The organism is Pseudomonas sp. BRG-100 (genome assembly GCF_000737955.1).
In the GTDB taxonomy this organism is placed as follows: Bacteria; Pseudomonadota; Gammaproteobacteria; order Pseudomonadales; family Pseudomonadaceae; genus Aquipseudomonas; species Aquipseudomonas synxantha_A.
On record NZ_JPRX01000001.1, the window covers coordinates 2,158,897 to 2,185,220 of the forward strand.

Sequence of the window (26,324 nt, forward strand, 5' to 3'; positions counted from 1 at the left end):
TCTACCTCAGTTTCAGGGTGGCAAGGCCGACCAGTACCAGAATCACGGTGATGATCCAAAAACGGACAATCACACGTGGCTCGGGCCAGCCCTTGAGTTCAAAGTGGTGGTGGATCGGCGCCATGCGGAACACACGACGCCCGGTCAATTTGAAGGAAGCCACCTGGATGACCACCGACAGGGTTTCCATCACGAACACACCGCCCATGATGAACAGCACGATTTCCTGGCGAACGATCACCGCAATGGTGCCCAAGGCAGCGCCCAGCGCCAGCGCGCCGACGTCACCCATGAAGACTTGTGCCGGGTAGGTGTTGAACCACAGGAACCCCAGGCCGGCACCGATCAGCGCGCCGCAGAACACGATCAGCTCACCGGCGCCCGGTACGTAAGGGATCAGCAGGTATTCTGCGAATTTCACGTTACCCGACAGGTAGCAGAAGATGCCGAGTGCACCGCCAACCATCACCGTCGGCATGATCGCCAGGCCATCAAGGCCGTCGGTCAGGTTCACCGCGTTGCTGGAGCCGACGATCACGAAATAGGTCAGCACCACGAAGCCGACACCCAGTGGAATGCTCACATCCTTGAGCATCGGGATGATCAAGGTGGTTTCCACGGCGCTTGGCGCAGTGGTGTACAGGAAGGCTGCCGCAGCGAGACCGAACACCGACTGCCAGAAATACTTCCAGCGGCTTGGCAGCCCCTTGGAGTTTTTCTCGATCACTTTGCGGTAGTCATCCACCCAGCCGATGGCACCGAACAGCAGGGTCACCAGCAGCACCACCCACACGTAGCGGTTATGCAGGTCGGCCCAGAGCAAGGTGCTGACGCCGATGGACGACAGGATCAGCGCACCGCCCATGGTCGGCGTACCGGACTTGGACAGGTGCGACTGCGGGCCGTCGTTGCGAACCGATTGACCAATTTGCAGGTTCTGCAGGGTGCGGATCATCCACGGCCCCAGAAACAGTGACAAAGACAGCGCGGTCAGCACACCCAGGATCCCGCGCAGGGTCAGGTACTGAAAGACCGCGAAGCCTTTGTGGAACTGTTGCAGATACTCAGCCAGCAGCAGCAGCATTAATGTTTCTCCGTACTTGAGCCACACAAGGCTGCGACGACGTTTTCCATCACCGCGCTGCGCGATCCCTTGATCAAAATGGTTGTGTGTTTGTCGTGTTCAGTCGCCGTCAGCGCCTGGATCAATTCAGCTTGCGTCGCAAAATGCCGCGCACCGGGACCGAAGGCGCTCACGGCGTGAGTCATGTTCGGGCCGACCGCGTAGAGCGCGTCGACCTTGCCGCTGGCGTAGGCACCTACTTCCCGATGGGACTGCTCGGCCCAGTCGCCCAGCTCGGCGATATCGCCCAGCACCAGTACTTTGCGGCCATCGAAACCCTTGAGCAGATCTATGGCGGCGCAGACCGAGGACTGATTGGCGTTGTAGGTGTCATCAATCACGCGCATGCCGTTGGCAGCCAATTGCGCCACAGTGCGGCCCTTGACCGGCTGCACCGCGCCCAGGCCCGTAGCGATACCGAACAGCGACACGCCCAGGGCATGGGCGGCGGCGGCGGCGGCCAGGGCGTTGGCAACGTTATGGTTGCCCAGCAGGTTCAGCTGCACGTGTTCGCTGCCTTGCGGGGTATGCAAGGTGAAGGACGGGCAACCGCGGGCGTCGACGGTGATATTTGAAGCATGGAAGTCGGCCGCGGCATTGAGCACCGCAAACGTCAGCACCTTGCGGCCGGCGGCGCGTACACGCCAGGTCTCGAAAGCCTTGTCGTCCTGGTTCAGCACAGCGGTGCCCGAGGCGTCGAGCCCTTCAAGAATTTCACCCTTGGCTTCGACGATTTTTTCCGGGCCGCCGAACTCGCCGACATGGGCGGTACCGGCATTGTTGATGATCGCCACGTGAGGCTTGGTCAGCGCCACGGTGTAGGCGATTTCGCCGATACGCGAAGCCCCCAGCTCGATCACGGCTGCCGTGTGCTCCGGGGCCAGTTCGAGCAGGGTCAGCGGTGCGCCGAAATCATTGTTGAGGTTGCCACGGGTCGCAAGCACCGGCCCGCGCGTACGCAGGACACCGGCAAGCAGTTCCTTGACCGTGGTCTTGCCGCTGGAGCCGGTAATGGCCGCCACCGGCTTGTCAAAAGCAGCGCGGTTGAGCGCACCCAATTGACCCAAGGCCAAGCGAGTATCGGGCACCAGCAATTGCGGCAAGGTGGAGTCGGGCACTTCACGCTGTACCAAGGCACCGACGGCACCTTTGGCGGCGACTTCGTTCAGGTAGTCGTGACCATCGAAGCGCGGGCCTGCCAAGGCGACAAACAACTGCCCAGGCTGAATGTTGCGGCTGTCGATACTCACGCCGTTGAAGGTGCAATCGCTCGACACTACGCGGGCCGACAGGGCCTGGGTGAGTTGGCTGAACTGCATGACTTTAAGCATGGGCGACCTCCCAGGCAGTCAAGGCGTGATCAGCCTCGACCAGATCGGAGAAGGCATGGCGCTCGCCGTTGATTTCCTGGTAGTCCTCGTGCCCCTTGCCCGCCAGCACCACCACATCGTCAGCGCTGGCGCTGGCAATCAGTTGGGCAATGGCGGCACCACGACCAGCAACGAAGGTGGCCTTGGAGGCATCTTTGAAGCCGACACGGATGTCATCGAAAATCTGGCTTGGGTCTTCACTGCGCGGGTTGTCGTCGGTGACGAGTACACCGTCGGCCAAACGCTCGACAATCTCAGCCATCAACGGACGCTTGCCGCGATCGCGATCACCGCCGCAGCCGAACAGGCAGAGCAATTTGCCCTTGGCATGTGGGCGCAGGGCTTCGAGAACTTTTTCCAGGGCATCCGGGGTATGGGCGTAATCGACCACCACCAGCGGCTGTTTGCCGCCACCCAGGCGCTGCATACGGCCAGCCGGGCCCTCAAGCTTGGGCAGTACGCGCAGGATTTCATCCAGGGCGTAATCCAGACCCAGCAGCGCGCCGATGGCAGCGAGTACGTTGCTCAGGTTGAAGCGGCCGAGCAAGGTACTGCGCAAGTGGTGTTCGCCCTGGGGCGTGACCAACGTGGCGCGTACGCCCTCGTCATTGAACTGGGCTTCGCGGCAATACAGGTAGGCACTGGAATCTTTCAGGCTATAACTGATCAGGCGTGCTTCGCTTTCTTCGCCAGCCAGTTGACGGCCAAATGCGTCGTCCAGGTTGATCACCCGGCACTTCAGGTCATTCCAGGCAAACAGCTTGGCCTTGGCGGCGGCGTACGCCTCCATGGTGCCGTGGTAGTCGAGGTGATCACGGGACAGGTTGGTCATCACCGCAACGTCAAAGGCCAGGGCAGCCACTCGCCCCTGATCCAGACCATGTGAGGAAACTTCCATGGCAACCGCCTTGGCGCCGGCCTTTTTCAGGTCGGCCAGGGTCGCTTGCACGGCAATCGGGTTCGGCGTGGTGTGCAGGCCGCTTTGCAGCGCACCATAAAAGCCAGTGCCCAGGGTGCCGACGATGCCGCAGTGCTGGCCCAACAGGTCAAGGGCCTGGGCGACCAACTGGGTCACGCTGGTCTTGCCATTGGTGCCGGTCACGCCGATCAGGTTGAGTTGGCGGCTCGGGTCGCCGTAAAAACGCCCGGCGATGTCAGAGAGCTGCGCAGCCAGGCCCTTGACTGGAATCAACGGCACGTCGGTGATCGGCAGCACAGTGGCGCCTTCCACTTCATAGGCCACAGCCGCCGCGCCACGTTGCAGGGCGTCTGCGATATGCGCACGACCATCGAACTTGCCGCCAGGCACCGCCAGGAACAGGTCACCGGCGCGTACGTTGCGGCTGTCCAGGCTCAATTCGCGAATCAGCAGATCGCGGCCGGCATGGGCAAAAATCTTGTTGAGGCTCAGAGACATCAGCCGCGCCCTCCATTGGCTTTGACAGCGGCGGCCGGTGGTCCGGCGTTGGCTTGTTGGGTCGGCGGCAGGTTGTCCGGCGTGATGTTCATCAGGCGCAGGGTGCCGGACATCACTTTGCTGAACACCGGCGCCGAGACCAGGCCACCGAAGTAGCCGGCTTTACTCGGTTCGTCGATGACCACGACGATGGCGTAGCGCGGGTCGCTCATCGGGCCAAAACCGGCAAACAGCGAGCGATAGGAGTTTTCGGCGTAGCCCTTGGTGCCTACCGATGTCTTGCGCGCAGTACCCGACTTGCCTGCCACGTGATATGCCGGCACCTGGGCACGGAACACGCCGCGTGGAGCTTCGATCACTTGTTGCAGCATGCCCTGGATGGTCTTGGCGACTTTTTCCGGAATGACCTGATTGGCTTTCGGCGGTTCGTCCACATGGATCAGGCTCAGCGGCACCATGCGGCCGTTATTGGCCAACACCGAGAACGCGTGGGCCAGCTGGATCGCAGTGACCGACAGGCCGTAGCCGTAGGACAGCGTGGCAGTCTCGGCCTTTCTCCACTCGCGGTAGTTCGGCAGGTTGCCCACGCGCTCACCCGGGAAATCGAGGCCGGTGGGTTGCCCCAGACCGATTTTTTGCGCCAGGTGATAGATCGTTTCGCCACCAATGTCGAAGGCAACCTTACTCATGCCCACGTTACTGGAATTGATCAGGATGCCTGTCAGATCCAGCACCGGACCTTCGCTGCGGGATACGTCACGAATGGTGTATTTGCCAAGTTGCAAGGTGCCTGGGTAAACCTCGACCTTGTCGGTAGGTTTCCAGCGCCCGGTTTCCAGGGCAGCGCTCATGGAGATGGCTTTCATGGTCGAACCGGGCTCGAACACGTCGATCATTGCGCGGTTACGCATCATCGCCGGCTGCAGGTTGCGACGGTTGTTGGGGTTGTAGGTCGGCTGGTTGACCATGGCGAGGATCTCGCCGGTCTTCACGTCCATGATCACCAGGCTACCGGCCTTGGCGCCGTTCTCGATGATCGCGTTACGCAGTTCGCGGTTGGCCAGGTATTGCAGGCGCAGGTCGATCGACAACGCCAGAGGCTTGCCGGCCTTGGCGTTTTTGGTGACCTGGACATCCTTGATCAGCCTGCCGCGCCGATCCTTGATGACCTGCCGCTTGCCCGGAACTCCGGCCAGCCATTCGTCGTACGCCAGCTCAACGCCTTCGCGACCATGATCATCGATATCGGTAAAGCCGACCATGTGCGCGGTGGTTTCACCGGCCGGGTAGAAACGACGAAACTCCTCGATGCCGTAGACACCGGGGATTTTAAGGTCGAGCACCTGCTGGCCTTGCTCGGGGGTGAGCCCGCGAACCAGATAGATGAATTCCTTGTTGGCCTGGGCTTCGAGGCGATCGGTCAGGGCCTTGCGGTCCTGACCAAGGGCGGCGGCCAGCTCGGGCCACTTGTCCTTGGCAACTTGCAGCTCTTTAGCGTTGGCCCACAGCGTCGTCACCGGGGTACTGACGGCCAGGGGCTCGCCATTACGGTCGGTGATCAGGCCGCGGTGCGCAGGAATTGGAATATGCCGCAGGCTGCGGGCGTCACCCTGGCCGATCAGGAAGTCGCGGTCGACCACCTGCAGGTCGAAGATGCGCCAGACGATGGCACCCACCATCAATGCCAGCAAGCCGAGCATCAGGCGGAAACGCCACGGGTAGAGTGCGCCTTCGAGCTTCATCATGGCGCCACCATGCGAACTTCGGCCGCGCCCGGAATGTGCATCTTCAACTGCTCGGTGGCCAGCACTTCGATACGGCTGTGGGCTGTCCAGGTACTTTGTTCGAGGATCAACCGGCCCCACTCCGCCTGCGCCTTGTCACGCACGCTCAACTCCCCATACAGGGTATTGAGCAACTGACGGTTCCAGTGGGCGCTGTAGGACACCGCAATCGCGGACACCAGCACGCCGACAAACAGCAGCAACATAAAGAAGCTGCCGCCCGGCAGGGGTTTGGCGAAAAGCTTGCTCACCGCAGCTTCTCCGCGACGCGCATGACGGCGCTACGGGAACGTGGGTTGGCCTTGAGTTCGGCTTCGGAAGCGAACTGCGCTTTGCCATGGATTTTGATTTTCGGCACAAAGGCTTCGAAACGTACCGGCAGGTTGCGCGGCAGGTTGTCGGACTCGCCCTTGACCAGACGACGCATGAACAGTTTGACGATGCGGTCTTCCAGGGAGTGGAAACTGATCACCACCAGGCGGCCGCCCACTTCCAGAGCGTCCAGAGCGGCTTCGAGGCCGGCTTCCAGATCGCCCAATTCGTTGTTGACGTGAATGCGCAGGCCCTGGAACGCGCGAGTTGCCGGGTTCTTGCCCTTTTCCCACGCCGGGTTGGCGACCTTCAACACTTCGGCCAGGTCGGCGGTACGCTCGAAAGGCTGGATTTCCCGACGCTCGACCACGGCACGCGCCATCCGGCCGGCGAAGCGTTCTTCGCCGTATTCCTTGAATACGCGGGCGATTTCTTCCACCGGTGCGGTGGCGATGAACTGGGCAGCGCTGACCCCACGGGTGGGGTCCATGCGCATATCCAGGGGGCCGTCGTTCATGAAGCTGAAGCCGCGCTCAGGGTCGTCGAGCTGCGGCGAAGACACGCCCAGGTCGAGCAAAACCCCGGCCACCTTGCCTGCCATGCCGCGCTCGGCGACTTCGGCACCCAGCTCGGCAAAGCTGCGCTGCACAACGACAAAGCGGCCGTCTTCGGCCGCTAGCGCTTGCCCGGTGGCAATCGCTTGAGGGTCCTTGTCGAACCCGAGGAGCTTACCGTCGGGCCCGAGCTGGCTGAGTATCAAACGGCTGTGCCCGCCCCTGCCGAAGGTGCCATCCAAATAGCAGCCATCCGCGCGTACGGCGAGAGCCTCAACGGCTTCGTCAAGCAGTACGGTGATGTGGTTAAAGCCGCTATCAATAGTCACAGGATCAAATCACGCAGTTCATCAGGCATGGCGCCCGGTTGTTGAATAGCAGCCAGGTCAGCTGCAGACACAGCATCCCAGGCATCTTCGTCCCACAATTGGAACTTGTTCAGCTGGCCCACCAGCATTGCGCGCTTGTCGAGCTTGGCGTACTCGCGCAGACGCGGAGGCACCAGGAAACGACCGCTGCCATCGAGTTCAAGGTCAACGGCATTGCCGATCAGCAAACGCTGGAGGCGGCGGTTTTCTTCACGCAATGAAGGCAGCGCGCGCAACTTGGTTTCAATCAACTCCCACTCATCGAGGGGGTAAACACACAAACAAGGGTCAACGGCGTCAATCGTGATGATTAACTGCCCTGAACTTCGCGAAATGAGCTCGTCACGATACCGGCTCGGCATGGCGAGACGGCCTTTTGCATCGAGACTGATAGCGTTAGCTCCGCGAAACACAGATGCGTTTCTCCAAATTTTAGCGTTTTACGTTCAAAAAACCCACTTTGTGCCACTTTCCGCCACTTGCGCACACTATAGGAATGCGCCTACCACACCGTCAAGGCGCGGATTCAAGGAAAAGCCTTACAGAACGGAGATTTAGGAGGGTAAGAGGAGGAGAAACGAGAGTTTGACGATGTTTTTGACTCAACAACGGCAAATAGCTCATGGAGCTACGACTTAAAGTTAAAGTAATTTATTAAGAGTAAGATTTTTTTGGTATTACGAAGACGCATCTGCCAATGATTTGGCAGGGAGGGATTCTTGCGTTACTACCGGGTTTGCGCACGAGATTCGAACGCAAGGAAAAAAGGTGGAGAGTCGATCTGTAAGCCGGGTTCTGTCTTGAACAGTCATTCGTCTACGATGGCCATCACTGGACATCTTTAGCAACCTACCCGGTCCCAGCGCGGGCCACGCCTTGGGACCCTATTTGGTCTTGCTCCAAGTGGGGTTTACCTAGCCACGAACTGTTGCCAGTCGTGCGGTGCGCTCTTACCGCACCTTTTCACCCTTACCGGCACCGAAGCGCTTAGGCGGTTATTTTCTGTGGCACTTTCCGTAGGCTCACGCCTCCCAGGCATTACCTGGCACTTCGCCCTATGGAGCCCGGACTTTCCTCCCCCCCCTAATTTTCATAGAGGGCAGCGACTGTCCAATCGACTCTCCGCCGCGCAGGTTAACGGCACGAAGGTCTGAGGACAAGTATTAAAGTGCAGCAGTGCCATCATGTTCAGACGAAATACAGATTCGACCCCGGAACTATTCAGCCTTCTGTTTATCGAGCGCCACTTGATACAACACGTTTTTACGCACGCCGGTAATTTCTGCGGCAAGGGCAGCGGCACGCTTGAGCGGCATCTCCTTGAGTAACAAGTCGAGGATGCGCATGGCTTCGCTGCCCACGGCATCTTCATTCTCCGGCGCGCTCCAGCCCGCCACCAGCACCACACATTCGCCTCGCTGCTGATTGCTGTCGCCCTCGACAAACGCCCGCAACGCCTCCAGCGGCAGCCCCTTGAGGGTTTCGAAGGTCTTGGTCAACTCCCGGGCCAGCAATGCCAGGCGCTCGCCGCCGAACACCAGCTCCATATCCTGCAGGCATTCAAGGATGCGGTGCGGAGCTTCGTAGAAGATCAGGGTGCGTGGCTCTTCCTTCAGGGCCTGAAGGCGTGCGCGACGGCCGACTGCCTTGGCCGGCAGGAAACCTTCAAAAATAAACCGATCCGACGGCAAGCCTGCCGCAGATAATGCGGCAATCAGCGCGCACGCTCCCGGAACAGGCACTACATTGATACCAGCGGCGCGTGCCTGGCGGACCAGGTGGTATCCCGGATCGGAAATCAACGGCGTACCCGCATCGGAGATCAATGCCACGTCATCACCGGCCAGCAAGCGGGTGATGAAACGGCTGCCTTCTTCACGCTCATTGTGCTCATGGCACGCCGCCAGTGGCGTGCTGATTCCAAAATGCTGCATCAACCGTTGGGAGTGTCGCGTGTCTTCCGCCGCGATCAATTTAACCTCGCGCAACACCTTCAGCGCCCGGGCACTGATGTCGTCCAGGTTGCCAATCGGCGTCGCCACCACAAAAAGCGAGCCAGCAGTGGAATTCAATGGACCTGGAGCAGTCAAAACGCACACCTCGATGGTTGGCAAAAGCCACATTGTAGCGCGTAGACGCCTTGAAAATATGCCATCACGGTGGATGCCGTTTCAGCCAGCCTTTGCCAATCGCAACATTTACACGACCTAAATCCACGGTTTCACGCCACTAACATCGCGCCTGGGCCAGTGCTTGGGTACACTTCCACGCTAATTTGATCGGTATCAGGAACACTTACATGATCGCTTGCCTGCGGCTGCTCTCCGCCCTCTGCCTCGCTGCCTTGCTGGCCGCGTGTGCCAGCTCGCCCTCGTCCAGCCTTGGCGACCTGCCACGGACTCCGGATGCCAGTATCGAGCAACTGCTCGAACAGGCAACGAACGCCAACACGCCAGAAAAGGCCGCCATGCTGCGCCTGAGTGCGGCAGACCTGGCCTATCAGCAGAACAATGCCGGCCGCTCGTCGCAGATCCTTGCGCAGGTGCCCCTGGACGTCCTCAAACCCGCCGCGCAGATATTTGCCAGCACCCTGGCCGCCGAACTGGCGATGACTCGCAACCAGCCCAAGGCGGCATTGGCGGCGCTGAACCATCCCAGCCTGCAAAGCCTGAAGGAGCTGCCGGCAGACCAGCAGATCCGCACCGGTACCGTGCACGCCCGCGCTTACGAAGCCGACGGCCAGACCCTGGCCGCCGCTCGCGAGCGGGTTGCCATGGCGCCGCTGCTGACCGGCGATGCCGCTGCAAGCAACCACGAAGCCATCTGGGTGCTGATTGCCGCGCTGCCGGCCGAACAGTTGCAAGCCACCGGCAACCCGACACTCGATGGCTGGGTGACCCTGGCCCAGGCGGTCAAGGGCGCCGGCACCCTGGAGCAACAACAGGCTGCTATCGATACCTGGCGCGCACAGAACCCGGGCCACCCGGCAGCGGTGCAACTGCCCACGCCGCTGACCAGGCTCAAGGAACTGGCCAGCCAGCCCCTGAACAAGATCGCCGTGCTGCTCCCGCAGGAAGGCCCATTGGCTTCGGTCGGCAAGGCATTGCGAGAAGGTTTCATGGCGGCTCACTACCAGGCCGAACAGGCCGGGCAGAAGGCGCCGGTCATCGAGTTCTACGACAGCTCGCGCCTGAGCTCCCTCGATGACTTCTACGCCAAGGCCCAGGCTGCCGGCGTGCAACTGGTGGTCGGCCCGCTGGAAAAACCACTGGTGAAACAACTCAGCGCACGCCCGCAATTGCCGATCACCACCCTGGCGCTGAATTACAGCGAGACCGATCAAGGCCCGGCGCAACTGTTCCAGTTCGGCCTGGCCGCTGAAGACGAAGCCCGTGAAGTGTCGCGCCGCGCCCGTGCCGATGGCCTGCATCGCGCTGCAGCCATGGTGCCGCGTGGCGAATGGGGCGAGCGTGTCTACAGAGCCTTCCGCCAGGATTGGGAAGCCAATGGCGGCACTGTGATGGGCGTCGAGTATGTCGATCAGCCAGTGGCACTGGCCCAGCAGATCGCCGACCTGTTCCAGTTGCGTAAAAGTGAAGGTCGCGCCAAGAGCCTGCAAAGCACGGTCGGCACCGACGTTGCCGCCCAGCCTTCGCGTCGCCAGGACATCGAGTTCATCTTCCTGGCGGTCACCCCGCAACTGGCCCAGCAGATCAAGCCGACCCTGAACTTCCAGTACGCCGGCGATGTGCCGGTCTACGCCACGTCCCATGTCTTCAGTGCCAGCGGCGACCGCAACCAGTATCTGGACATGACCAACGTGATGTTCTGCGAAACCCCTTGGCTGCTTGACACCACCGACCCGCTGCGCAACCAGGTCGCCGCGCAATGGCCGCAAGCCAATGGCAGCCTGGGCCGCCTGTACGCGATGGGCGTCGACGCCTACCGCCTGGCACCGCGCCTTGGCCAACTCAAGGCATTGCCGGACACCCGTGTCGACGGTCTCTCGGGCAACCTGGGCATCAGCGCCAACCAGCGCGTTGACCGCCAGATGCCATGGGCGAAGTTCGTCGGCGGCGCCATTCAGCGCCTGCCCGATACCCCACGCTGATGCCTGAGCGGTCCAGCGCACAAAGCGGCAAGGATGCCGAACTTCAAGCGCTGAAATATCTGCAACAACAGGGTCTGCGCCTTCTGGCGCAGAACTGGTTATGTAAACGCGGCGAGCTTGATCTGGTCATGCTTGACGGCGATACAGTAGTATTCGTCGAAGTCCGCTACAGAAAACACGCACAATGGGGTGGCGCGCTCGCCAGTATCGACGGGCGCAAGCGTCAGAAACTGATACTCGCCGCGCAGTTTTTTCTGCTAAAAGAGCATCGCTGGGCTGACAGCCCCTGCCGTTTCGATGTGGTCGCCATAGAAAGCACACCGTCGGGTCCTGCTGATCTGAACTGGCTCAAAGATGCCTTCGACAGCTGACGCACCCGGCACCTTCACCACACACTTTTGCTCTTTGCATTGCGGGCTGCACATTACCTGTGCCAAACAGCCGCGCTACTTAAGGTCACACAGATGGACATGCAATCCCGAATTCGCCAGCTTTTCCAGGCCAGCATCGACACCAAGCAACAGGCGATGGACGTACTTGCACCGCACATCGAGCAAGCCAGTCAGGTCATGGTCAACGCCTTGCTCAACGAAGGCAAAATGCTTTCGTGCGGCAACGGTGGTTCGGCTGGCGATGCCCAGCATTTCTCTTCAGAGCTGCTCAACCGCTTCGAGCGCGAGCGCCCGAGCCTGCCGGCCATTGCCTTGACTACCGACTCGTCGACAATCACTTCGATTGCCAACGACTACAGCTACAACGAAATCTTCTCCAAGCAGATCCGCGCCCTCGGCCAGCCGGGCGATGTGTTGCTGGCGATTTCCACCAGCGGCAACTCGGCGAATATTATTCAAGCGATCCAGGCCGCACATGATCGTGAAATGATTGTCGTAGCCTTGACCGGTCGGGATGGTGGCGGCATGGCTTCGCTGCTGCTGCCTGAGGACGTGGAGATTCGCGTCCCGGCCAATGTCACTGCACGCATTCAGGAAGTCCACCTGCTGGCGATCCACTGCCTGTGCGATCTGATCGACAGCCAACTGTTCGGGAGTGAAGAATGACCGTTAACCGCCTCAGCCTTTTGGCCATTACGCTGTGCCTCGCCATCAGCGGCTGCAGCTCGGCAATCACCGCTACACGGGACACCCCCATCCAGGACGACCGGGGCACACGTACTTTCGGCAGCACCATCGATGATTCGCTGATCGAAACCAAGGTCAAGGTCAATGTCGCCAAGGCCGCCACAGACCTGGGCAACGGCGCCTCGCGCATCGTGGTGACCAGCTTCAACGGCGTCGTCCTGCTGGCAGGGCAAACCCCGCGCGCCGACCTCAAGGCCCAGGCTGAACAAGCCGCTGCGGGCGTGCAACGAGTCAAGAAGGTCCACAACGAATTGCAGGTCATGGACCCGATCACCCTGCTGGCCATCAGCAACGATGCGCTGCTGACCACCAAGATCAAGGCGCAGATGCTCACTGACAGCGCGGTGCCGGGCTCGCGCATCAAGATCGTTACCGATAATGGCATCGTCTACATGATGGGCCTGCTGACCCAGGCCGAAGCGACCCGCGCGGCGAACCTGGTACAGGGCGTGTCGGGCGTACAGAAGATCGTGAAGGTGTTCGAATACATCGACTGATGTAGACACACAGCCACAAAAAAGGGCGCCGTGCATTGACTGCACGGCGCCCTTTTTAGTGGCCAGTGTTTACTGGTACTGCTGGTACGGGTTGCCCTGGAACTGATTGTTTTGCTGTGGCGCCTGTTGTTGCTGACCAGGCTGGCCGTATTGCTGGCCTGGGATCGGGCCGAGGTTGACTTCGACACGACGGTTCTGGGCACGGCCATTCACATCGGCGTTGCTGGCAATCGGGTTATCCGGGCCGGCACCGCGAGCACTCAGGTTGGCAGCGCTCACACCCTGGGAAGTCAGGTAGTCGGCCACGCTCTGCGCACGACGCTGGGACAGGTCCATGTTCAGTTGGCGACTACCGGTGCTGTCGGTGTAGCCTACGATCTGGATGGTGTTCTGGTTGAATTGCTTGAGGGAGTTGGCCAGGTTATTGAGCGGCTGGTAGAAGCTGCTGGCGATCGCGGCCGAGTTGGTGGCGAAGGTGATGTTGCCCGGCATGATCAGCTTGATCTGGTCACCCTGGCGCTGCACTTCCACACCAGTGTTGGCCATGCTTTCACGCAGTTTTTTCTCTTGCTGGTCGGCGTAGTAGCCATAGCCGGCAGCACCGGCACCCGCAACGACGGCGCCAATCAGCGCGCCCTTGCCACGGTTGTTATGGTCGATGGCCGCACCGGCCAATGCACCGGCCAGCGCGCCGAGGCCGCCGTACTTGGCGGTCTTGCTCATACCGCTTTCAGAACCATTGCCGGCCTGTCCCTGGCTGCCGTCATAAGGATTAGGTGAGGCACAGCCAGACAACAGGGCTACGGCGGTAGCGACAACAAGCAGACGACGCGGAGTAAACATGAAGGGAGCTCCTACTTTTGCATTCTGTGATGCAGAGGACATTGGCAATGGACCTGTGCCGAGTTTGGAACGCGACAAGCGGCAAAAATTCCGTGGGGCGTGCTCAAAGCATAGCTGTCTTTGGCTCGAGCCTGTGCCTGCGTGTCTGTACCGACTTGTATCAGAGCCGACAACCCATCACGCACGCACGAAAGGATTCTCTCGCATCTCATCGCCCAGCAACGTATCCGGCCCATGCCCTGTCACCACTGTCGCGCGCTCATCCAGCGTGTATAAGCGCTGCTTGATCGACCGCACGATCGTCGCCTGGTCGCCGCCCCACAAATCCGTGCGCCCAACGCCGCGCCGGAACAAGGTGTCACCGGCAATCAGCAGCTTGGCATCGGCAAACCAGAAGCTCATCGAACCCGGCGTATGCCCAGGGGTGTGCAAGGCAACACCGCATCCACAGGCCAATTCTTCATCGTGTTCCAGCCAGCGATCCGGCGACGGCACTGGCACATAGGGCACGCGAAACATCTGGCATTGCATTTCCAGGTTATCCCATAGAAATTGATCATCTTTGTGCAGGTGCAGCGTGGCTCCGGTTTTTTCTTTCAATTGGCCAGAGGCCAGGAAGTGATCCAGGTGAGCATGAGTGTGGATAATGCTCACCACCTTCAGACCCAACGCATCAAGACGCGACAGGATCAATTCGTGATTGCCGCCGGGGTCGACTACGATGGCTTTTTTAGTGATCGGGTCGCCAATGATGGTGCAGTTGCACTGCAACGGGCCGACGGGGAAGGTTTCGCGAATCAGTGGTGGTTTTTCGGTAGTCATGAGTGTCCTGCAAGCTCTCTGGCGCGTTCCAAGTGCAGTATGGTGGAGGTTGCCCCCACTCTGGAAGGGATCGATTCGGCGGTGTATCCACTGCTAAGCTACACAAGCGCCATCCCCCGCTGCAGTCCGTCGCATTTGGAGCAACACCCATGGCGAATCAACAGATCATCTGCGAGCACTGCGACTGCGTGTACGAAAAGGTCACGCTCGCCAAACATCAAAAAGCCCTGTGTGTGCGGTGCTCGGGTGTGCTGCAGCGCTATAACGGCCTGTCGGTGCAACAACGCCTCGCGCTGACGGTGACCGCAGCAGTGCTGTGGACCTTTGCCAACTTTTATCCGGTGATGAGCATCAGCCTGCAGGGCTTGAAAAACAGTGCGACGCTGTGGGATTCGGTGGTGGCGCTGAGCCTGGGGCCGATCACGTTCATTGCGTTGGTGGCGGCGATCTCCATCATCATCGCGCCGGTGTTTCAGCTGGTCTTGCTGATCTGGGTTTTGAGTTTTGCCTTGGCCGGCCAGCGTTCGCCGGCGTTCAAACTGTGCATGCGCTGGCTGGAAGCGCTCAGGCCCTGGAGTATGCTGGAAGTCTGCCTGCTGGGCGCCATGGTTGCCGTGTTCAAACTGGCGGGTATGCTGGATGTGATCCCCGGTACCGGCCTGTTTGCCCTGGCCGCCCTCAGCCTGTTGCTGATCCGCATTGCCGGGCGCGATGTCCGCGACCTGTGGGACACCGTATGAATTCACCGCCCACCGCCCGCGAGCTCAACCTGTGCCTGTGCCATACCTGCGGCCAGGCCTGCGACATGCGCCTGGAGCCCACTGAATGCGAGCGCTGCGGCGCGCCCTTGCACCGGCGCAAAACGCAATCGCTGACACGCACCTGGGCCTACATGCTCACCGCCCTCGCCTTTTACATACCGGCCAATTTGCTGCCGGTGATGAACACCACCATGCTCGGCTCCGGCGCAGACAGCACCATCATGAGCGGCGTGCTGGAGTTCTGGCAGCATGGCGCCTGGGACATTGCCCTGATCATTTTCATCGCCAGCATTGCCGTGCCGGGCATCAAGTTCCTGTCACTGGGGTTGCTGCTGATCACCGTGCAGCGCAATAGCCAGTGGGCGCGCAAGGAACGCTCAAAGCTGTTTCGGTTTATCGAGCTGATCGGCTATTGGTCGATGCTGGACGTCATCGTGGTCGCACTGGTGGCCGCGCTGGTTAAGTTTCAAGCCCTGGGCACGATCGAACCGCGCCTGGGCATTCTGTTTTTTGGCTTGGTGGTGGTATTTACCATGCTCGCGGCCATGAGTTTTGATCCCCGGCTAATCTGGGAAAACCCACATAACGAGGAGACCTCGGATGAGCGCATCCAAGGCTGACACCCCTGCGGGGCAACCCGCGATCAAGACGCGTCGCTTCAGTGTCTCGCTGGTCTGGATCGTGCCGATTGTCGCCGTGCTGGTGGGGATCTCGCTGGTGATTCACAGCGTCATGCAACAAGGGCCGACCATCGTCCTCAACTTCAAGACCGGCAGCGGGCTGGTCGCCAACAAGACCGAGGTCAAATACCGCAACGTGGTGATCGGCCAAGTGACCGCCGTGGCCTTGAGCGGTGACCAGAAAAGTGTCAACGCCACCATCGAGCTGTCCAAACAGGCCGAAAGCTTCACCCGCGAGGACTCTAAATTCTGGGTGGTGCGCCCACGTATCGGCGCAGGCGGCGTATCCGGTATCGACACGCTGCTGTCCGGCGACTACATCGGCGCGGATATCGGCCAGTCCGAAACCCGCGCCAAACATTTCACCGGCCTGGAAAACCCGCCCCCCATCACCTATGGCGAGCCTGGCAAGCGTTTCACCCTGCACACGCAGACGCTGGGTTCTCTGGACATCGGCTCGCCGGTCTATTACCGCAAAATCCCGGTAGGCCAGGTGGTGGCTTATGAGTTGGACAGCGAAGGCAAGGGCGTGAACGTCGAAGTCTTCATACACGCGCCCAATGATGGGTATGTCACCGAGAACACGCGGTTCTGGAATGCCAGCGGTGTCGATCTGAGCGTCGGTGCCAATGGCTTTGCGCTGAAGACCGAATCGGTGTCGTCCATGCTGATGGGCGGGATCTCCTTCCAGGCCCCACCCTACAACCCCAACGACAAGCCGGCCGAGGAAAATCGCGGCTTTGAATTGTTCGAAGACCAGCAAAGCGCCCTCGCACCGCCCAATGGCAAAGGGCAATACATGGTCCTGCGCTTTGATCAGGCCCTGCGTGGGCTGAAAGTTGACGCACCGGTTGAGTTCCTCGGCGTCGAGTTCGGCAAGGTGGTGTCGATCAATCTGGATTTCGATGCGAAGAAACGCAGCTTCCCGGTCAATGTCGGCATCGTGATCTACCCGCAACTGCTCGGCGCGGCCCATACCAAGCTGCTCAAGGCCATGAACAACAACCCTGACGATGAGGCGGCCGGCGTGCGCCTGATCGGCAGCTTCATTGAAAACGGCCTGCGCGCCCAGGCCCGCAGCGGTAACCTGCTGACCGGCCAGTTGTACATCGCCCTGGACTTCTACCCCAAGGCCGAGAAAGTGGCGTTCGATCCGAACCAGCGCCCCGTGGGCATTCCCACCATCCCGGGCAACCTGGAACAACTGCAGGAGAAGTTCGAAGGTATCGTCAACAAGCTCAGCCAACTGCCGGTCGAGCGGATTGCCGGCAACCTCGATGCCAGCCTGGTCGAACTGCGCAAGGGCCTGGCGCAATTCAACGCCAAGACACTGCCGGGTGTGCAGACGACACTGGCCGACGTGAGCAAGACCCTGCAATCGGCCAGCTCAACCCTGGCAGAAGACTCACCCCAGCGTGAACAACTGACCCAGACCCTGGATGAACTGGCACGCATGTCGCGCTCCTTGCGCGAGCTGTCCGATTACCTGGGCCGGCATCCGGAGTCGCTGATTCGCGGTCGTCCTGATAACGCCGCGCCGAACGACCTGCAAGGGCCACCCCGCAAATGACCATTGGAGCCGCCATGACGTCGCCGTTGAAGATCACACTGCTGACCACGATGCTGTTGCTCGCGGCCTGTCGCAGTGACCCCATCGCCTTCCACACCCTGACCCCGGCACATGCGAGCAACAGCTCACGCGCAGATGCCGGTGGTGTACGGATTGAAAGCCTCAGCGTGCCGCCCCAGGTCGACCGCGCGCAGATAGTGGTGCGCCAGGGTGACAGTGGGTTGGCGATTCTTGAAACCCAGTGGTGGGCCGCCAGCCTCGCTGACGAACTCAGGAGCGCGTTGGTGGATCAATTGGCCAATAGCGATCCACGCCACGCTGTGGCCCTGCGCCTTGAAGTGCAACGCTTTGACTCGGTCCCCGGGCAGTACGCGCTGCTCGACGTGCGCTGGCGCCTGCGCCAGATCAATGGCGACCGCCCAGCCCTGACTTGTCGCAGCACCTTGCAGTCACCCGCGGGGCCAGGCATCGACGATCTGGTGGTGGCGCATCAGAACAACCTCAAGCGGTTCGCGGCACTGATCAATCAAACCATCGGCACGTCACTCAAAGGCTGCCCTGCCGCGCCATAAACTGCGCTGGGCTCAGACCAGCAAGCCCATGGCCTTGGCTCGCGCCACTGCCTGGGTTCGGCGCTCCACGCCGAGCTTGCTGTTGATATGGCTGGCGTGGGTCTTGACGGTGTGCAAGGAAATAAACAGCTGGTTGCTGATTTCCTGGTTTGAACAGCCTTGGGCAATCAGTCGCAGCACCGCCAGCTCTCGCGTACTCAGGGTTTCTTGATGAGCTGGGGCCTGGACCACGCTGACTTGGGGCAGCAGCGCCAGCAAGCTCTGGTTCAGCAGACCATGGGGATCTTTGCCCAACTGCTCACGCATCCAGTCCGGGTAGCCCTCCAGCAACCGCTGGAACGGCTGCAACGCGCCGCCCGAGCCGGCTTCAAGTGCACGGGCCAATACCTGTCCGGCCTTGGCCTCCTGGCCGCCCGCCAACAGAAGCTGCACCTGCTGGGTCAGCGCCATCAAGGCAATCATCTGTCGCCCACTGTTCTGGGACTGTTGCGCCAATGCTTCCAGACATTGCAACGCGGTGTCGGGCTGATGGCGTATGGCATCGAGCGCGGCTTGTTGCAGTTCGATATGTTGTGGCAGGTGTGGGTGGAACTCCGGCGCGGCAGCGGCGTGCTCGCCGTTGTAGGTCTGCCCCAGCCTGGTCAGCCAGGCGTCCGCCAGCTCGGTACGACCCTGGGCCAGCCATAGCTCGCATTTGATCAACGTAATCATCGCCAGGTAATAGATCGGCGGTACGTCCCAGATGTGCATCAAGCGCTCGGCCTCGGCCAGCTCGGCAAAGGCATTGGAAAACTGGCCGCGCCGCCCTTCAAAGTTGGCGATCACGCAATGCCCGATCAGCACGCTGATATCCCGGCAGGCACGGGCTTCGGCCAGGCCGGCGCGCAAACGCACAAGGCCGGCTTCGGGCTGGTAACGCGCCAGCAGCAGGTAACCTTCGTAGAGCGACAACCGCGCACGCACCGCATACAGGCGCTGGGGCGCCAGGCCGTGCAAGCGTTCCAGGCCCTGGCGCACTTCGTCCAGGGAGCGCAGGATTTCGCCGCGTGACTGCAACACCCGCGCCCGGTCGTAATGGGCCAAGGCTTCAAACAACGGATTACCGACGCGCTGCGCCAGCTCCAGGGATTCGCGGTTCAAACCGCGGGCGCGCCACAGGTCGGCATCGACAATTGCCAGGTTGGACAGGGTCGACAGGCACATCAGGCGCTGGCCGTAGCGCTTTTGCGGCAGGCTCTCCAGTGCCTCGTTGCAATAGCGCAGGGTCAATTCGCGATCCCCGCGCCCACGGGCGATGATCCCGCTCAACGCCAGCCATTGGGCCAACATGGACCTTTGCGCGGTCGCCGAGGGTGCCGGCAGGAAGCGACTGAGGTAGCTGGAAAGCTCCTGGGCCGCGTCCAATTGGCACGCCAGCCCCAATGCCCAGCTGTAGAGCACGATCAAGCGCGGCGTGCTGATCAGCAGGCTGTCGGGCAAGTCCATCTTCCAGCGCAGCAACATGCCAACATTCTGCTCTGCCAACAGTTGCTCTTCGGACAGGTTCTGGACCAGGTTCGCCGCCACGTCCAGATGGCCGGCCCGCAGCGCCTGCTCTACTGCCTCGTCGATCAAACCCTGGGCGTTGAACCAGCGGCAGGCGCGCAAGTGCAAGCTGGCAGGCGGCAATGTGGTGCTCTTCTCGCGGCGGGTACGCAGCAGGTCGGAAAACAAATGGTGATAGCGGTACCAGTGGCCCTGTTCATCCAGCGGCACCAGGAAAACCTGATGGGCCTGCAAATAATTCAGGATTTCGGCGCTGTCATGGGCTTCGCGGACCGCGTCGCACAACTCGCTGCAAAAACGCTCCTGGGGAGCAGTGTCGTACAGGAACGCTTGCACGTCGGCAGGCAGGCAGTCGATGACTTCTTCAAGCAGGTAATCACGAATCAGCCCTTCGCCACCGTGAAGGCTTTGGGGTAAGGCCCCCTCATTGCCACCGGCTTCGGACGCCGCCAACAGCCAGAAGCGCAGGCCGGCGACCCATCCCTCGCTGCGGCGGATCAGGTTTTCCAACGCTTCGCCGCCTAACGCGCCGCTGTGCCCATCCAGCACGGCCAGGGATTCGTCGTGAGTCAGGCGCAGGTCTTGTTCATGCAGCTCCAGCAGATGCCGCGACAAACGCAGGCGCGCCAGGTGCCAGTCCGGACGCTGCCGGCTGGTGACCAGTACCAACAGACCGTCGGGCAAATGATTGAGGAAAAATTGCAGGCAACGATCCAGCACCGGGCCCTGGGCCAGGTGGTAGTCATCCAGCACCAGCAATAGCGGCGAGCGCGTGGACAGATGCTCCGCCAGCTCATCGAGCAGGCCGTCCAGCCATTCTTCAAAGGCAAAGGGTTGATGACGCTGACGCATTTTCAGCAAACCCAGGGATTGGGCGCCCAACTGCGGAAAATAGTGCTGCAAGCCGTCGAGCAATCGCTCCAGGAAGCGGCCGGGGTCATTGTCCCGTGGGCTCAGGCCCAGCCACAGACTTTGCCAGTGGGCCGGCAGGCCCTGGCAGAACTCCACCGCCAACGAACTCTTGCCGAACCCCGCCGGTGCGCAGACCAGCAACAATCGCCCGTCCAGGCCCGCGTTCAACCGTTGGCACAGGCGCGGGCGCAGCACGTAGCCGTCAGGCAATGGGGGCCTGTAGAAGCGGCCTTCCAGGGTTGGCATCACCACACTGGCAGGCCCTTGGATTCGGGACAGATCAGTCATCGCCGGGCTCTTGTAGAAGGCTGTTGTCGGCATTGCAGATGTCCGCAGACTAGCGGTAAAAGCGGCGGGATTGTAGATCTTTGCAACAATTGGCTGAAAAAGAACTGCGACAAGAAATATCCCTACAAACAGCACACACAAAAAGTGGGAGGGGGCTTGCTCCCGATGGCAGTGGATCAGTCAGAATTTTAATCGACTGTCAGACCGCCATCGGGGCAAGCCCCCTCCCACAGGGGTGCATTAGTGTGGGTTAGCGAACACCGTCCTGGCGCAGGGCCGCTGGGGTGAAGTCGCTGGTGGTGGCGGTGAAGCCGAAGTCATAAGCCTGTTTCTCTTCGTTCTTCATGCCCAGGGCGAGGTAGCGGCCGGACTGCAGGTCGTACAGGGTTTCCAGGGCGTACCACGGCACTTGCTTGTCGTAGTAGTTCTCGGCATGGGCTTCGGCAACGCGCCACAGTTGGCCACGGCCGTCGTAGTGGTCGATCACCGCCGCTTGCCAGGTGTCTTCGTCGATGAAGAAGTCACGCTTGGCGTAGATGTGGCGCTGGCCTTCCTTCAAGGTGGCGACCACGTGCCAGACGCGGCGCAGCTCGTAGCGCGCCAGGTCCTGGTTGATGTGGCCGGCCTTGATGATGTCGGCGTACTTGAGCTTCGGATCGTCGATCTTGTAGCTGTTGGAGGCGATGTAGATTTCTTTCTTGCCTTCCAGCTTCCAGTCGTAGCGATCCGGCGCACCGTTGTACATGTCGAGGTTGTCGGAGGTGCGCAGGCCATCGGCAGCAGTACCCGGCCCGTCATAGGACACTTGCGGGGCCCGGCGCACACGGCGCTGGCCGGCGTTGTAGACCCACGCTGAACGCGGTTCCTTGACCTGGTCCAGGGTTTCGTGCACCAGCAGTACACCACCGGCCAGACGCGCTGGCGCGGTGACTTGCTGCTTGAAGTAGAACAGGATGTTGCCCGGGTTTTTCGGATCGAAGTCCTTCATCTTGTCGCGGAACACAAACTGATCGCGGAAGTACACCAGGCTGTAGGAACCGTTGGTTTGCGGCGTGGCCTGGGTGACCAGACGGGTTACGCTGCCGCCGCGATAACGGGTGATGTGGTTCCAGATGACTTCAACGCCGGTTTTGGGAATCGGGAACGGCACGGCGGTCTCGAAGTTTTCCAGACCGTTGCCGCCGGACACCAGGTTGGTAGTGGTGGCGTTTTTCTTGATGGCAGCGAACACGTCAGCCGGCACCGTGGCACCGCGATGAGTCGGGTAGACCGGCATCTTGAAGCTGTCCGGGTAACGCTTGAACATCGCGTACTGCCCTGGAGCCAGTTTGTCTTTGTACTGCTCGACGTTCTGCGCGGTGATGGTGAATTGCGGTTGTTCGCTGGCATATGGGTTGGCCAGGAAGCCACGGGAATCCACGGCGCCGGCGTTGGTTGGCAAGGGTGACCATTTGGGGATGGTGCCGGCCGCGTTGCCCGCCATCTCGGCGCCCATCGGGGTCAGGGTAGTACCGAGCTTGGCAGCTTCATCCGCCGAGACTGCCGCCATGACGTTGCTCGCCAGGATCGACAGCCCAAGCACACCGACGTGCAACAGACTTTTAGTTATTTTCATACTCTGGTCTTCCTGAATACATGCCACTTGAAAAGAGTGTGCTTAGAAGTTGGCGCCGAAGCTCAAGGCGACAAAGTCGCGATCATCCACGGTGCTGAACTTGCCACCAAAGAAGTTGGTGTACGCCAGGCTCGCGGTGTAGGTGTTCTGGTATTCGGCATCCAGGCCAAGGCTGACCGCCTTGCGACCCTCTTCAAAGTTGCCGCCGGGACCTGGCGAGTAACCTTTGACGTCATGGGACCAGGCCACGTTGGGCTTGAGGTTCACGCCAGCGAACACGTCCGGGTATTCCCAGATGGCACGGGCACGGTAGCCCCAGGACGTTGCAGTGGTGTAGCCGTCGTTGTTGCAGTTGGTGTTCAGGCCGGCAGCGTTGGGCAGCCCGGCGCCGTTGGCGGTGGAGTTGTTCAGCGCGTTGCAGAACCCACCCGGCAGCGTGCCTGGGCCGAACACCGGATCGCGACCATAGCGAGCCTGGGACTTGCTTTCCAGGCCACCCACATGGGTCACACCGATTTCACCGACCGTGGTCAGGCGACTGGCGCCCATCACCTGGTCGAAGAAGTGTGTAAAGGTGGTCTGGAACTGGGTGACTTCCTTGCGGTTGTAGCCATGCAGGTCTTGGCCCGGCGAGCCCTTGAGCACCGAAGCATTGCCAAAGCCAGGGATCGGCGTGACACCGGCAAACAGAATGTCGGTGGTACTCAACTGCACCGGCGCATTCGGCCGATAGCTCAATTCACCACTCCAGGCGGTGCCGGTAGGCAGCGTGGTGGAGAAGCTCAAGCCGTAGAGACGAATATCCTCCGGGTACTCGACGAAGTAGTTCGAACTGCCCGCCACGATCAGTGGACGCAGTGCCCCCAGCGGGCCCAATGGACGGGTGTAGGCCGCGGACGGCGCACCCTGCGCACTAAAGATCGGCGCACGGCTGTGGTAGTTCATGAAGTAGGCGCCGAACTCGGTGTCCAGCGGTTCGAAGTTGTAATGCATGGCCACACCGAACTGGCCGCTGTCACGCGCATCACGGTCCGGCCCACGGCGCACCAGCACGCCTTCGCTGTTCACGTCCACGCCCAGGGCACCCAGGGTCGGCAGTGCCGCAGCGGGAATGGTCGAGCGCTTGTTCAACACCCGCAGGTTATTGCTGCAACCATCGGAGATCACGTCTGGCTGGGAGAAGAAAGTGCCGCAGTTATCAGTGACAGTCTGGTCCCATTCCAGTTGATAGAACGCTTCGGCCGACAGGTTGTCGGTGAGCGTCTGGGACACGTAGAACATGTTGACCGGAATCAGGCCTTCCTTGATCTCGGCCCCCGGGCGACGAAACGCCGACACGTCGATCGGGTTGATGGAGTTGATGCCGCCGCCGATGAAGGTACTTTCGCCCCAGCTCACGACCTGCTTACCAAAACGCACGGAACCCGGCGCATCGGCAATCGAGTAGTTGTGGTAGACGAACGCATCGAGAATCTGACCGCCAGAAGACTTGGCGCCTTCCTTGCGGTTGTTGTCGCTGATGTCCTTGAACTGACGGCTCTCGTCCTTGAGTTCAAAGTCGTACCAGTACTTGCCGCGCACAAACACGCCGGTGTCGCCGTACTTCAGTTCCAGGTCATGAATACCCTTGAAGATCTTCGAGAACGTCTCGCCGCGCTTGAAGTTCAGGTGACCGTCATCGGAAGTCTGGGACAGGCCCTTGCCGCCATTGTTGGCGCCGATCAGATCACGATTGGGCTTGGCCGTAGACCAGCTCGCACCCACCGAAAGCGAGGAGTCAAAGCTCCCTTCGATTTCACCGATGTTGAAACTGACGCCGAATGCAGGCCCGGCGAGCGTAGAAGCGAGACTGACGGCCAGGGGCAGTCTTGCCCGGCGCCAGAACTGGTTTACTTGGGTCATCGACGCTACTCCATGTGCATATTTTATTGTTATGGCAGTGAGCCCTTTCTTCAGATGTAACGGCCGGGATACAAAGATTCCAATGCCGAACCGCAACCGAGCCTCCCTGGCTCGACGCGCAACATCCGCGAAAAACTCTGAAAGGGACTATAGCCAGAGGGGGGGTAGTGCTTGATCCCTCTAAAGTGTGATTTGCATCACCAACCTGTCTGCCACAACCCTTTCGCCACGCCGACGAAGGTCGACGCGGGAAGGATGGCTGAAATTCGGCAAATCACAAGTAGAGGCTTGAGATAGAGCAGCGCCGCGCCCGAAAGGGCGCGGCGAGGGGCGTCAAAGCGTAGACAGGAAGGTGCTGTTGTTGGCCTGCCATTCGATGATGTCGATACGGATACGTTTTTTGTCGAGCTTACCTACGCTGGTCTTGGGAATTTCAGTAACAACGGCGATCTGGCTCGGAATCGCCCACTTACTCAAATGCCCCAGTTCAACGTAAGGCTTGAGGTGCTCCTTGAGCTCCCGCGCCCCAATCACTTGGCCCTCATGCACCACCAGCAAGGCAAAGGGGCGCTCGCCCCATTGCGGATCGGCGATGCCCACCACCGCTACCTCGCGTACCGCCGGGTGGCGGCTGACCAGGTCTTCGAGGGCCAGGGACGAGATCCATTCCCCACCGGTCTTGATCACATCCTTGATACGATCACGGATATCGATCACACCAAACGCGTCCAGTGTGGCAACGTCGCCGGTGTGCATCCAGCCGCCGGCCCACAGCTCGGCGCCCTTTTGCGGTTCGTTGTAATAACCCTCGGTCAGCCAGGGCGCGCGCAACACCAGTTCGCCCTGGGTTTCGCCGTCGGCGGGAAGAAAGTTGCCGTCGGTGTCCATGATTGCCGCCTCCACCAACGGCCCAGGCACACCGGCCTTGATGCGATAGGTGGTGCGTTCGTCTTCGCTGCCGGCCATCAGCTCTTCATTGAGGTGTGCGCACGACACCAGCGGCCCGGTCTCGGACATGCCATACGCGGCGGTCAATTGAATGCCGCGGGCCTTGGCGGCTTCGTACAGCGAGCGGTTGAGCGCGCTGCCACCAATGACGATTTTCCACCCACCAAAATCCACGCCCTGGGCAGCCTTGGCGTTGAGCACCATTTGCAGGATGGTCGGCACGCAATGGGAGAACGTGACCTTCTCCTTGCGCCACAGCTGCACCAGGTATTCGGGGTCGTAGCGCCCGGGGTAGACCTGCTTCAAGCCGAGCATGGTCGCCACATAGGGCAGGCCCCAGGCGTGTACGTGGAACATCGGTGTAATCGGCATGTACACATCGTTGGTGCCCAACAGACGCACGCTGTCGACGCTGCCCATGATGGTCGCCACGCCAATGGTGTGCAGCACCAATTGGCGATGGGTGAAATACACCCCTTTGGGGTTACCGGTGGTGCCGGTGGTGTAGAAGGTGGTGGCGACGGAGTTTTCGTCGAAGTCCTGGAAGTCGTACTGGGGGCTGGCGGCGGCCAGCAGGGTTTCGTACTCACCGACCAGGTTGGGTAGTTCGGCGGTGTGGGTGTCACCATCGGTAATCAACAGGGTCTTGTCGACGGTGGTGAGCTGCCCGGCAATCGCCTGATAGAGCCCCACGAACTCACTGTTGACCAGCACGAAGCGGTCTTCGGCGTGGTTCATGGTGTAGAGAATCTGTTCCGGTGACAGGCGCACATTGATGGTGTGGATCACCGCGCCGATCATAGGGATAGCAAACATGCACTCCAGGTAACGGTGGCTGTCCCAGTCCATTACGGCCACGGTGTCACCGGCCTTGACCCCGGCCTCGGTCAGCACATTGGCCAGGCGCGCAACGCGCTCGATCAGCGTCGGGTAGGTGTAGCGCAGCTTGTCGCGGTAGATGATTTCCCGGGTCTTCTCGTAGCGAGTCCCGGACATCAACAGGCGCTTGATCAGCAGCGGGTATTGGTACGCACCTTCGGCGGGCGGGATAACACGGGTCTGCAACATACGAATCCCTTTAATGACTGCACGGTCTTGACTTGAAGACCTGCACTGTAGAGGGCTTATGTTTCAACCAAATCAGCCAAAGGAATGATTTGCGGAACTCAGTAAATGCTAGCTTTGCGCCAG

22 protein-coding genes and 1 other RNA gene are annotated in these 26,324 nt (G+C 60.7%); 8 read left to right on the top strand and 15 right to left on the bottom strand.

What is annotated here, in order from left to right; genetic code table 11:
• Position 1 precedes the first annotated feature (1 nt).
• From mraY to rsmI, 9 genes are all read right to left on the bottom strand, one after another.
• Positions 2 to 1,084 (bottom strand): phospho-N-acetylmuramoyl-pentapeptide-transferase, encoded by a 1,083-nt coding sequence (mraY, locus tag JH25_RS17730; RefSeq protein ID WP_032877726.1) that lies wholly within the window; start codon positions 1,082 to 1,084, stop codon positions 2 to 4.
• Complete coding sequence (locus JH25_RS17725; RefSeq protein WP_032877728.1) at positions 1,084 to 2,454, bottom strand: UDP-N-acetylmuramoyl-tripeptide--D-alanyl-D-alanine ligase; 1,371 nt, start codon at positions 2,452 to 2,454, stop codon at positions 1,084 to 1,086. The genes mraY and JH25_RS17725 overlap by 1 nt, the downstream gene beginning before the upstream one ends.
• Entirely contained in the window at positions 2,447 to 3,910 is a 1,464-nt protein-coding gene (locus JH25_RS17720) for a UDP-N-acetylmuramoyl-L-alanyl-D-glutamate--2,6-diaminopimelate ligase (RefSeq protein WP_005784935.1), read from the bottom strand. Before JH25_RS17720 ends, JH25_RS17725 begins: the two co-directional genes overlap by 8 nt.
• Positions 3,910 to 5,652, bottom strand: a complete 1,743-nt coding sequence (locus JH25_RS17715) for a peptidoglycan D,D-transpeptidase FtsI family protein (protein ID WP_164699553.1) — start codon at positions 5,650 to 5,652, stop codon at positions 3,910 to 3,912. The genes JH25_RS17720 and JH25_RS17715 overlap by 1 nt, the downstream gene beginning before the upstream one ends.
• Entirely contained in the window at positions 5,652 to 5,945 is a 294-nt protein-coding gene (ftsL, locus tag JH25_RS17710; RefSeq protein ID WP_003188663.1) for a cell division protein FtsL, read from the bottom strand. The genes JH25_RS17715 and ftsL overlap by 1 nt, the downstream gene beginning before the upstream one ends.
• Positions 5,942 to 6,889 (bottom strand): 16S rRNA (cytosine(1402)-N(4))-methyltransferase RsmH, encoded by a 948-nt coding sequence (gene rsmH, locus JH25_RS17705; RefSeq protein WP_005784932.1) that lies wholly within the window; start codon positions 6,887 to 6,889, stop codon positions 5,942 to 5,944. Before rsmH ends, ftsL begins: the two co-directional genes overlap by 4 nt.
• Entirely contained in the window at positions 6,886 to 7,341 is a 456-nt protein-coding gene (gene mraZ, locus JH25_RS17700; RefSeq protein WP_003171868.1) for a division/cell wall cluster transcriptional repressor MraZ, read from the bottom strand. The genes rsmH and mraZ overlap by 4 nt, the downstream gene beginning before the upstream one ends.
• Positions 7,342 to 7,696: 355 nt before the next feature.
• An RNA gene (gene rnpB, locus JH25_RS27700) (RNase P RNA component class A) lies at positions 7,697 to 8,050 on the bottom strand.
• A gap of 95 nt (positions 8,051 to 8,145) precedes the next feature.
• Positions 8,146 to 9,051, bottom strand: a complete 906-nt coding sequence (rsmI, locus tag JH25_RS17695) for a 16S rRNA (cytidine(1402)-2'-O)-methyltransferase (protein WP_164699512.1) — start codon at positions 9,049 to 9,051, stop codon at positions 8,146 to 8,148.
• A 176-nt stretch (positions 9,052 to 9,227) separates the two neighbouring features.
• Here rsmI and JH25_RS17690 point away from each other — a divergent pair, with 176 nt between their 5' ends.
• The 4 genes from JH25_RS17690 (at position 9,228) to JH25_RS17675 (ending at position 12,675) form a co-directional block, all read left to right on the top strand.
• A complete protein-coding gene (locus JH25_RS17690; RefSeq protein ID WP_032877729.1) occupies positions 9,228 to 11,039 on the top strand; it encodes a penicillin-binding protein activator in 1,812 nt (603 codons plus the stop codon).
• A complete protein-coding gene (locus JH25_RS17685) occupies positions 11,039 to 11,410 on the top strand; it encodes a YraN family protein (protein ID WP_005784926.1) in 372 nt (123 codons plus the stop codon). Before JH25_RS17690 ends, JH25_RS17685 begins: the two co-directional genes overlap by 1 nt.
• A gap of 93 nt (positions 11,411 to 11,503) precedes the next feature.
• Complete coding sequence (locus tag JH25_RS17680) at positions 11,504 to 12,097, top strand: phosphoheptose isomerase (protein ID WP_007904374.1); 594 nt, start codon at positions 11,504 to 11,506, stop codon at positions 12,095 to 12,097.
• Complete coding sequence (locus tag JH25_RS17675) at positions 12,094 to 12,675, top strand: BON domain-containing protein (RefSeq protein ID WP_005784922.1); 582 nt, start codon at positions 12,094 to 12,096, stop codon at positions 12,673 to 12,675. The genes JH25_RS17680 and JH25_RS17675 overlap by 4 nt, the downstream gene beginning before the upstream one ends.
• Before the next feature lie 69 nt (positions 12,676 to 12,744).
• Here JH25_RS17675 and JH25_RS17670 read toward each other — a convergent pair whose 3' ends face one another.
• Positions 12,745 to 13,518 carry an OmpA family lipoprotein gene (locus tag JH25_RS17670; RefSeq protein ID WP_032877730.1) on the bottom strand — a complete coding sequence of 258 codons (774 nt, stop codon included), beginning with the start codon at positions 13,516 to 13,518 and terminating at the stop codon, positions 12,745 to 12,747.
• Between the two features lie 177 nt (positions 13,519 to 13,695).
• Complete coding sequence (locus tag JH25_RS17665) at positions 13,696 to 14,340, bottom strand: MBL fold metallo-hydrolase (RefSeq protein ID WP_032877732.1); 645 nt, start codon at positions 14,338 to 14,340, stop codon at positions 13,696 to 13,698.
• A gap of 149 nt (positions 14,341 to 14,489) precedes the next feature.
• Here JH25_RS17665 and JH25_RS17660 point away from each other — a divergent pair, with 149 nt between their 5' ends.
• From JH25_RS17660 to JH25_RS17645, 4 genes are read left to right on the top strand one after another with little or no spacing between them, the layout of a single operon-like run.
• Positions 14,490 to 15,080, top strand: coding sequence for a paraquat-inducible protein A (locus JH25_RS17660; RefSeq protein ID WP_005784917.1), 591 nt, complete (start codon positions 14,490 to 14,492; stop codon positions 15,078 to 15,080).
• Positions 15,077 to 15,721, top strand: coding sequence for a paraquat-inducible protein A (locus JH25_RS17655; protein WP_032877734.1), 645 nt, complete (start codon positions 15,077 to 15,079; stop codon positions 15,719 to 15,721). Before JH25_RS17660 ends, JH25_RS17655 begins: the two co-directional genes overlap by 4 nt.
• Positions 15,702 to 17,351 carry a PqiB family protein gene (locus JH25_RS17650; protein ID WP_032877736.1) on the top strand — a complete coding sequence of 550 codons (1,650 nt, stop codon included), beginning with the start codon at positions 15,702 to 15,704 and terminating at the stop codon, positions 17,349 to 17,351. The genes JH25_RS17655 and JH25_RS17650 overlap by 20 nt, the downstream gene beginning before the upstream one ends.
• 14 nt (positions 17,352 to 17,365) lie before the next feature.
• On the top strand, positions 17,366 to 17,923 hold the full coding sequence (locus tag JH25_RS17645) for a PqiC family protein (RefSeq protein WP_032877738.1): 558 nt from the start codon (positions 17,366 to 17,368) through the stop codon (positions 17,921 to 17,923).
• Between the two features lie 12 nt (positions 17,924 to 17,935).
• Here the strand turns inward: JH25_RS17645 and JH25_RS17640 are convergent, their stop codons facing one another.
• From JH25_RS17640 to JH25_RS17625, 4 genes are all read right to left on the bottom strand, one after another.
• Positions 17,936 to 20,668, bottom strand: a complete 2,733-nt coding sequence (locus tag JH25_RS17640) for a LuxR C-terminal-related transcriptional regulator (RefSeq protein WP_032877740.1) — start codon at positions 20,666 to 20,668, stop codon at positions 17,936 to 17,938.
• A gap of 250 nt (positions 20,669 to 20,918) precedes the next feature.
• Complete coding sequence (locus JH25_RS17635; protein ID WP_032877742.1) at positions 20,919 to 22,283, bottom strand: DUF1329 domain-containing protein; 1,365 nt, start codon at positions 22,281 to 22,283, stop codon at positions 20,919 to 20,921.
• A gap of 42 nt (positions 22,284 to 22,325) precedes the next feature.
• Entirely contained in the window at positions 22,326 to 24,185 is a 1,860-nt protein-coding gene (locus JH25_RS17630; RefSeq protein ID WP_032877744.1) for a DUF1302 domain-containing protein, read from the bottom strand.
• A gap of 333 nt (positions 24,186 to 24,518) precedes the next feature.
• Positions 24,519 to 26,201: a fatty acid--CoA ligase gene (locus tag JH25_RS17625; protein ID WP_005784903.1), complete on the bottom strand. Its 1,683-nt coding sequence runs from the start codon at positions 26,199 to 26,201 to the stop codon at positions 24,519 to 24,521.
• Positions 26,202 to 26,324 lie beyond the last annotated feature (123 nt).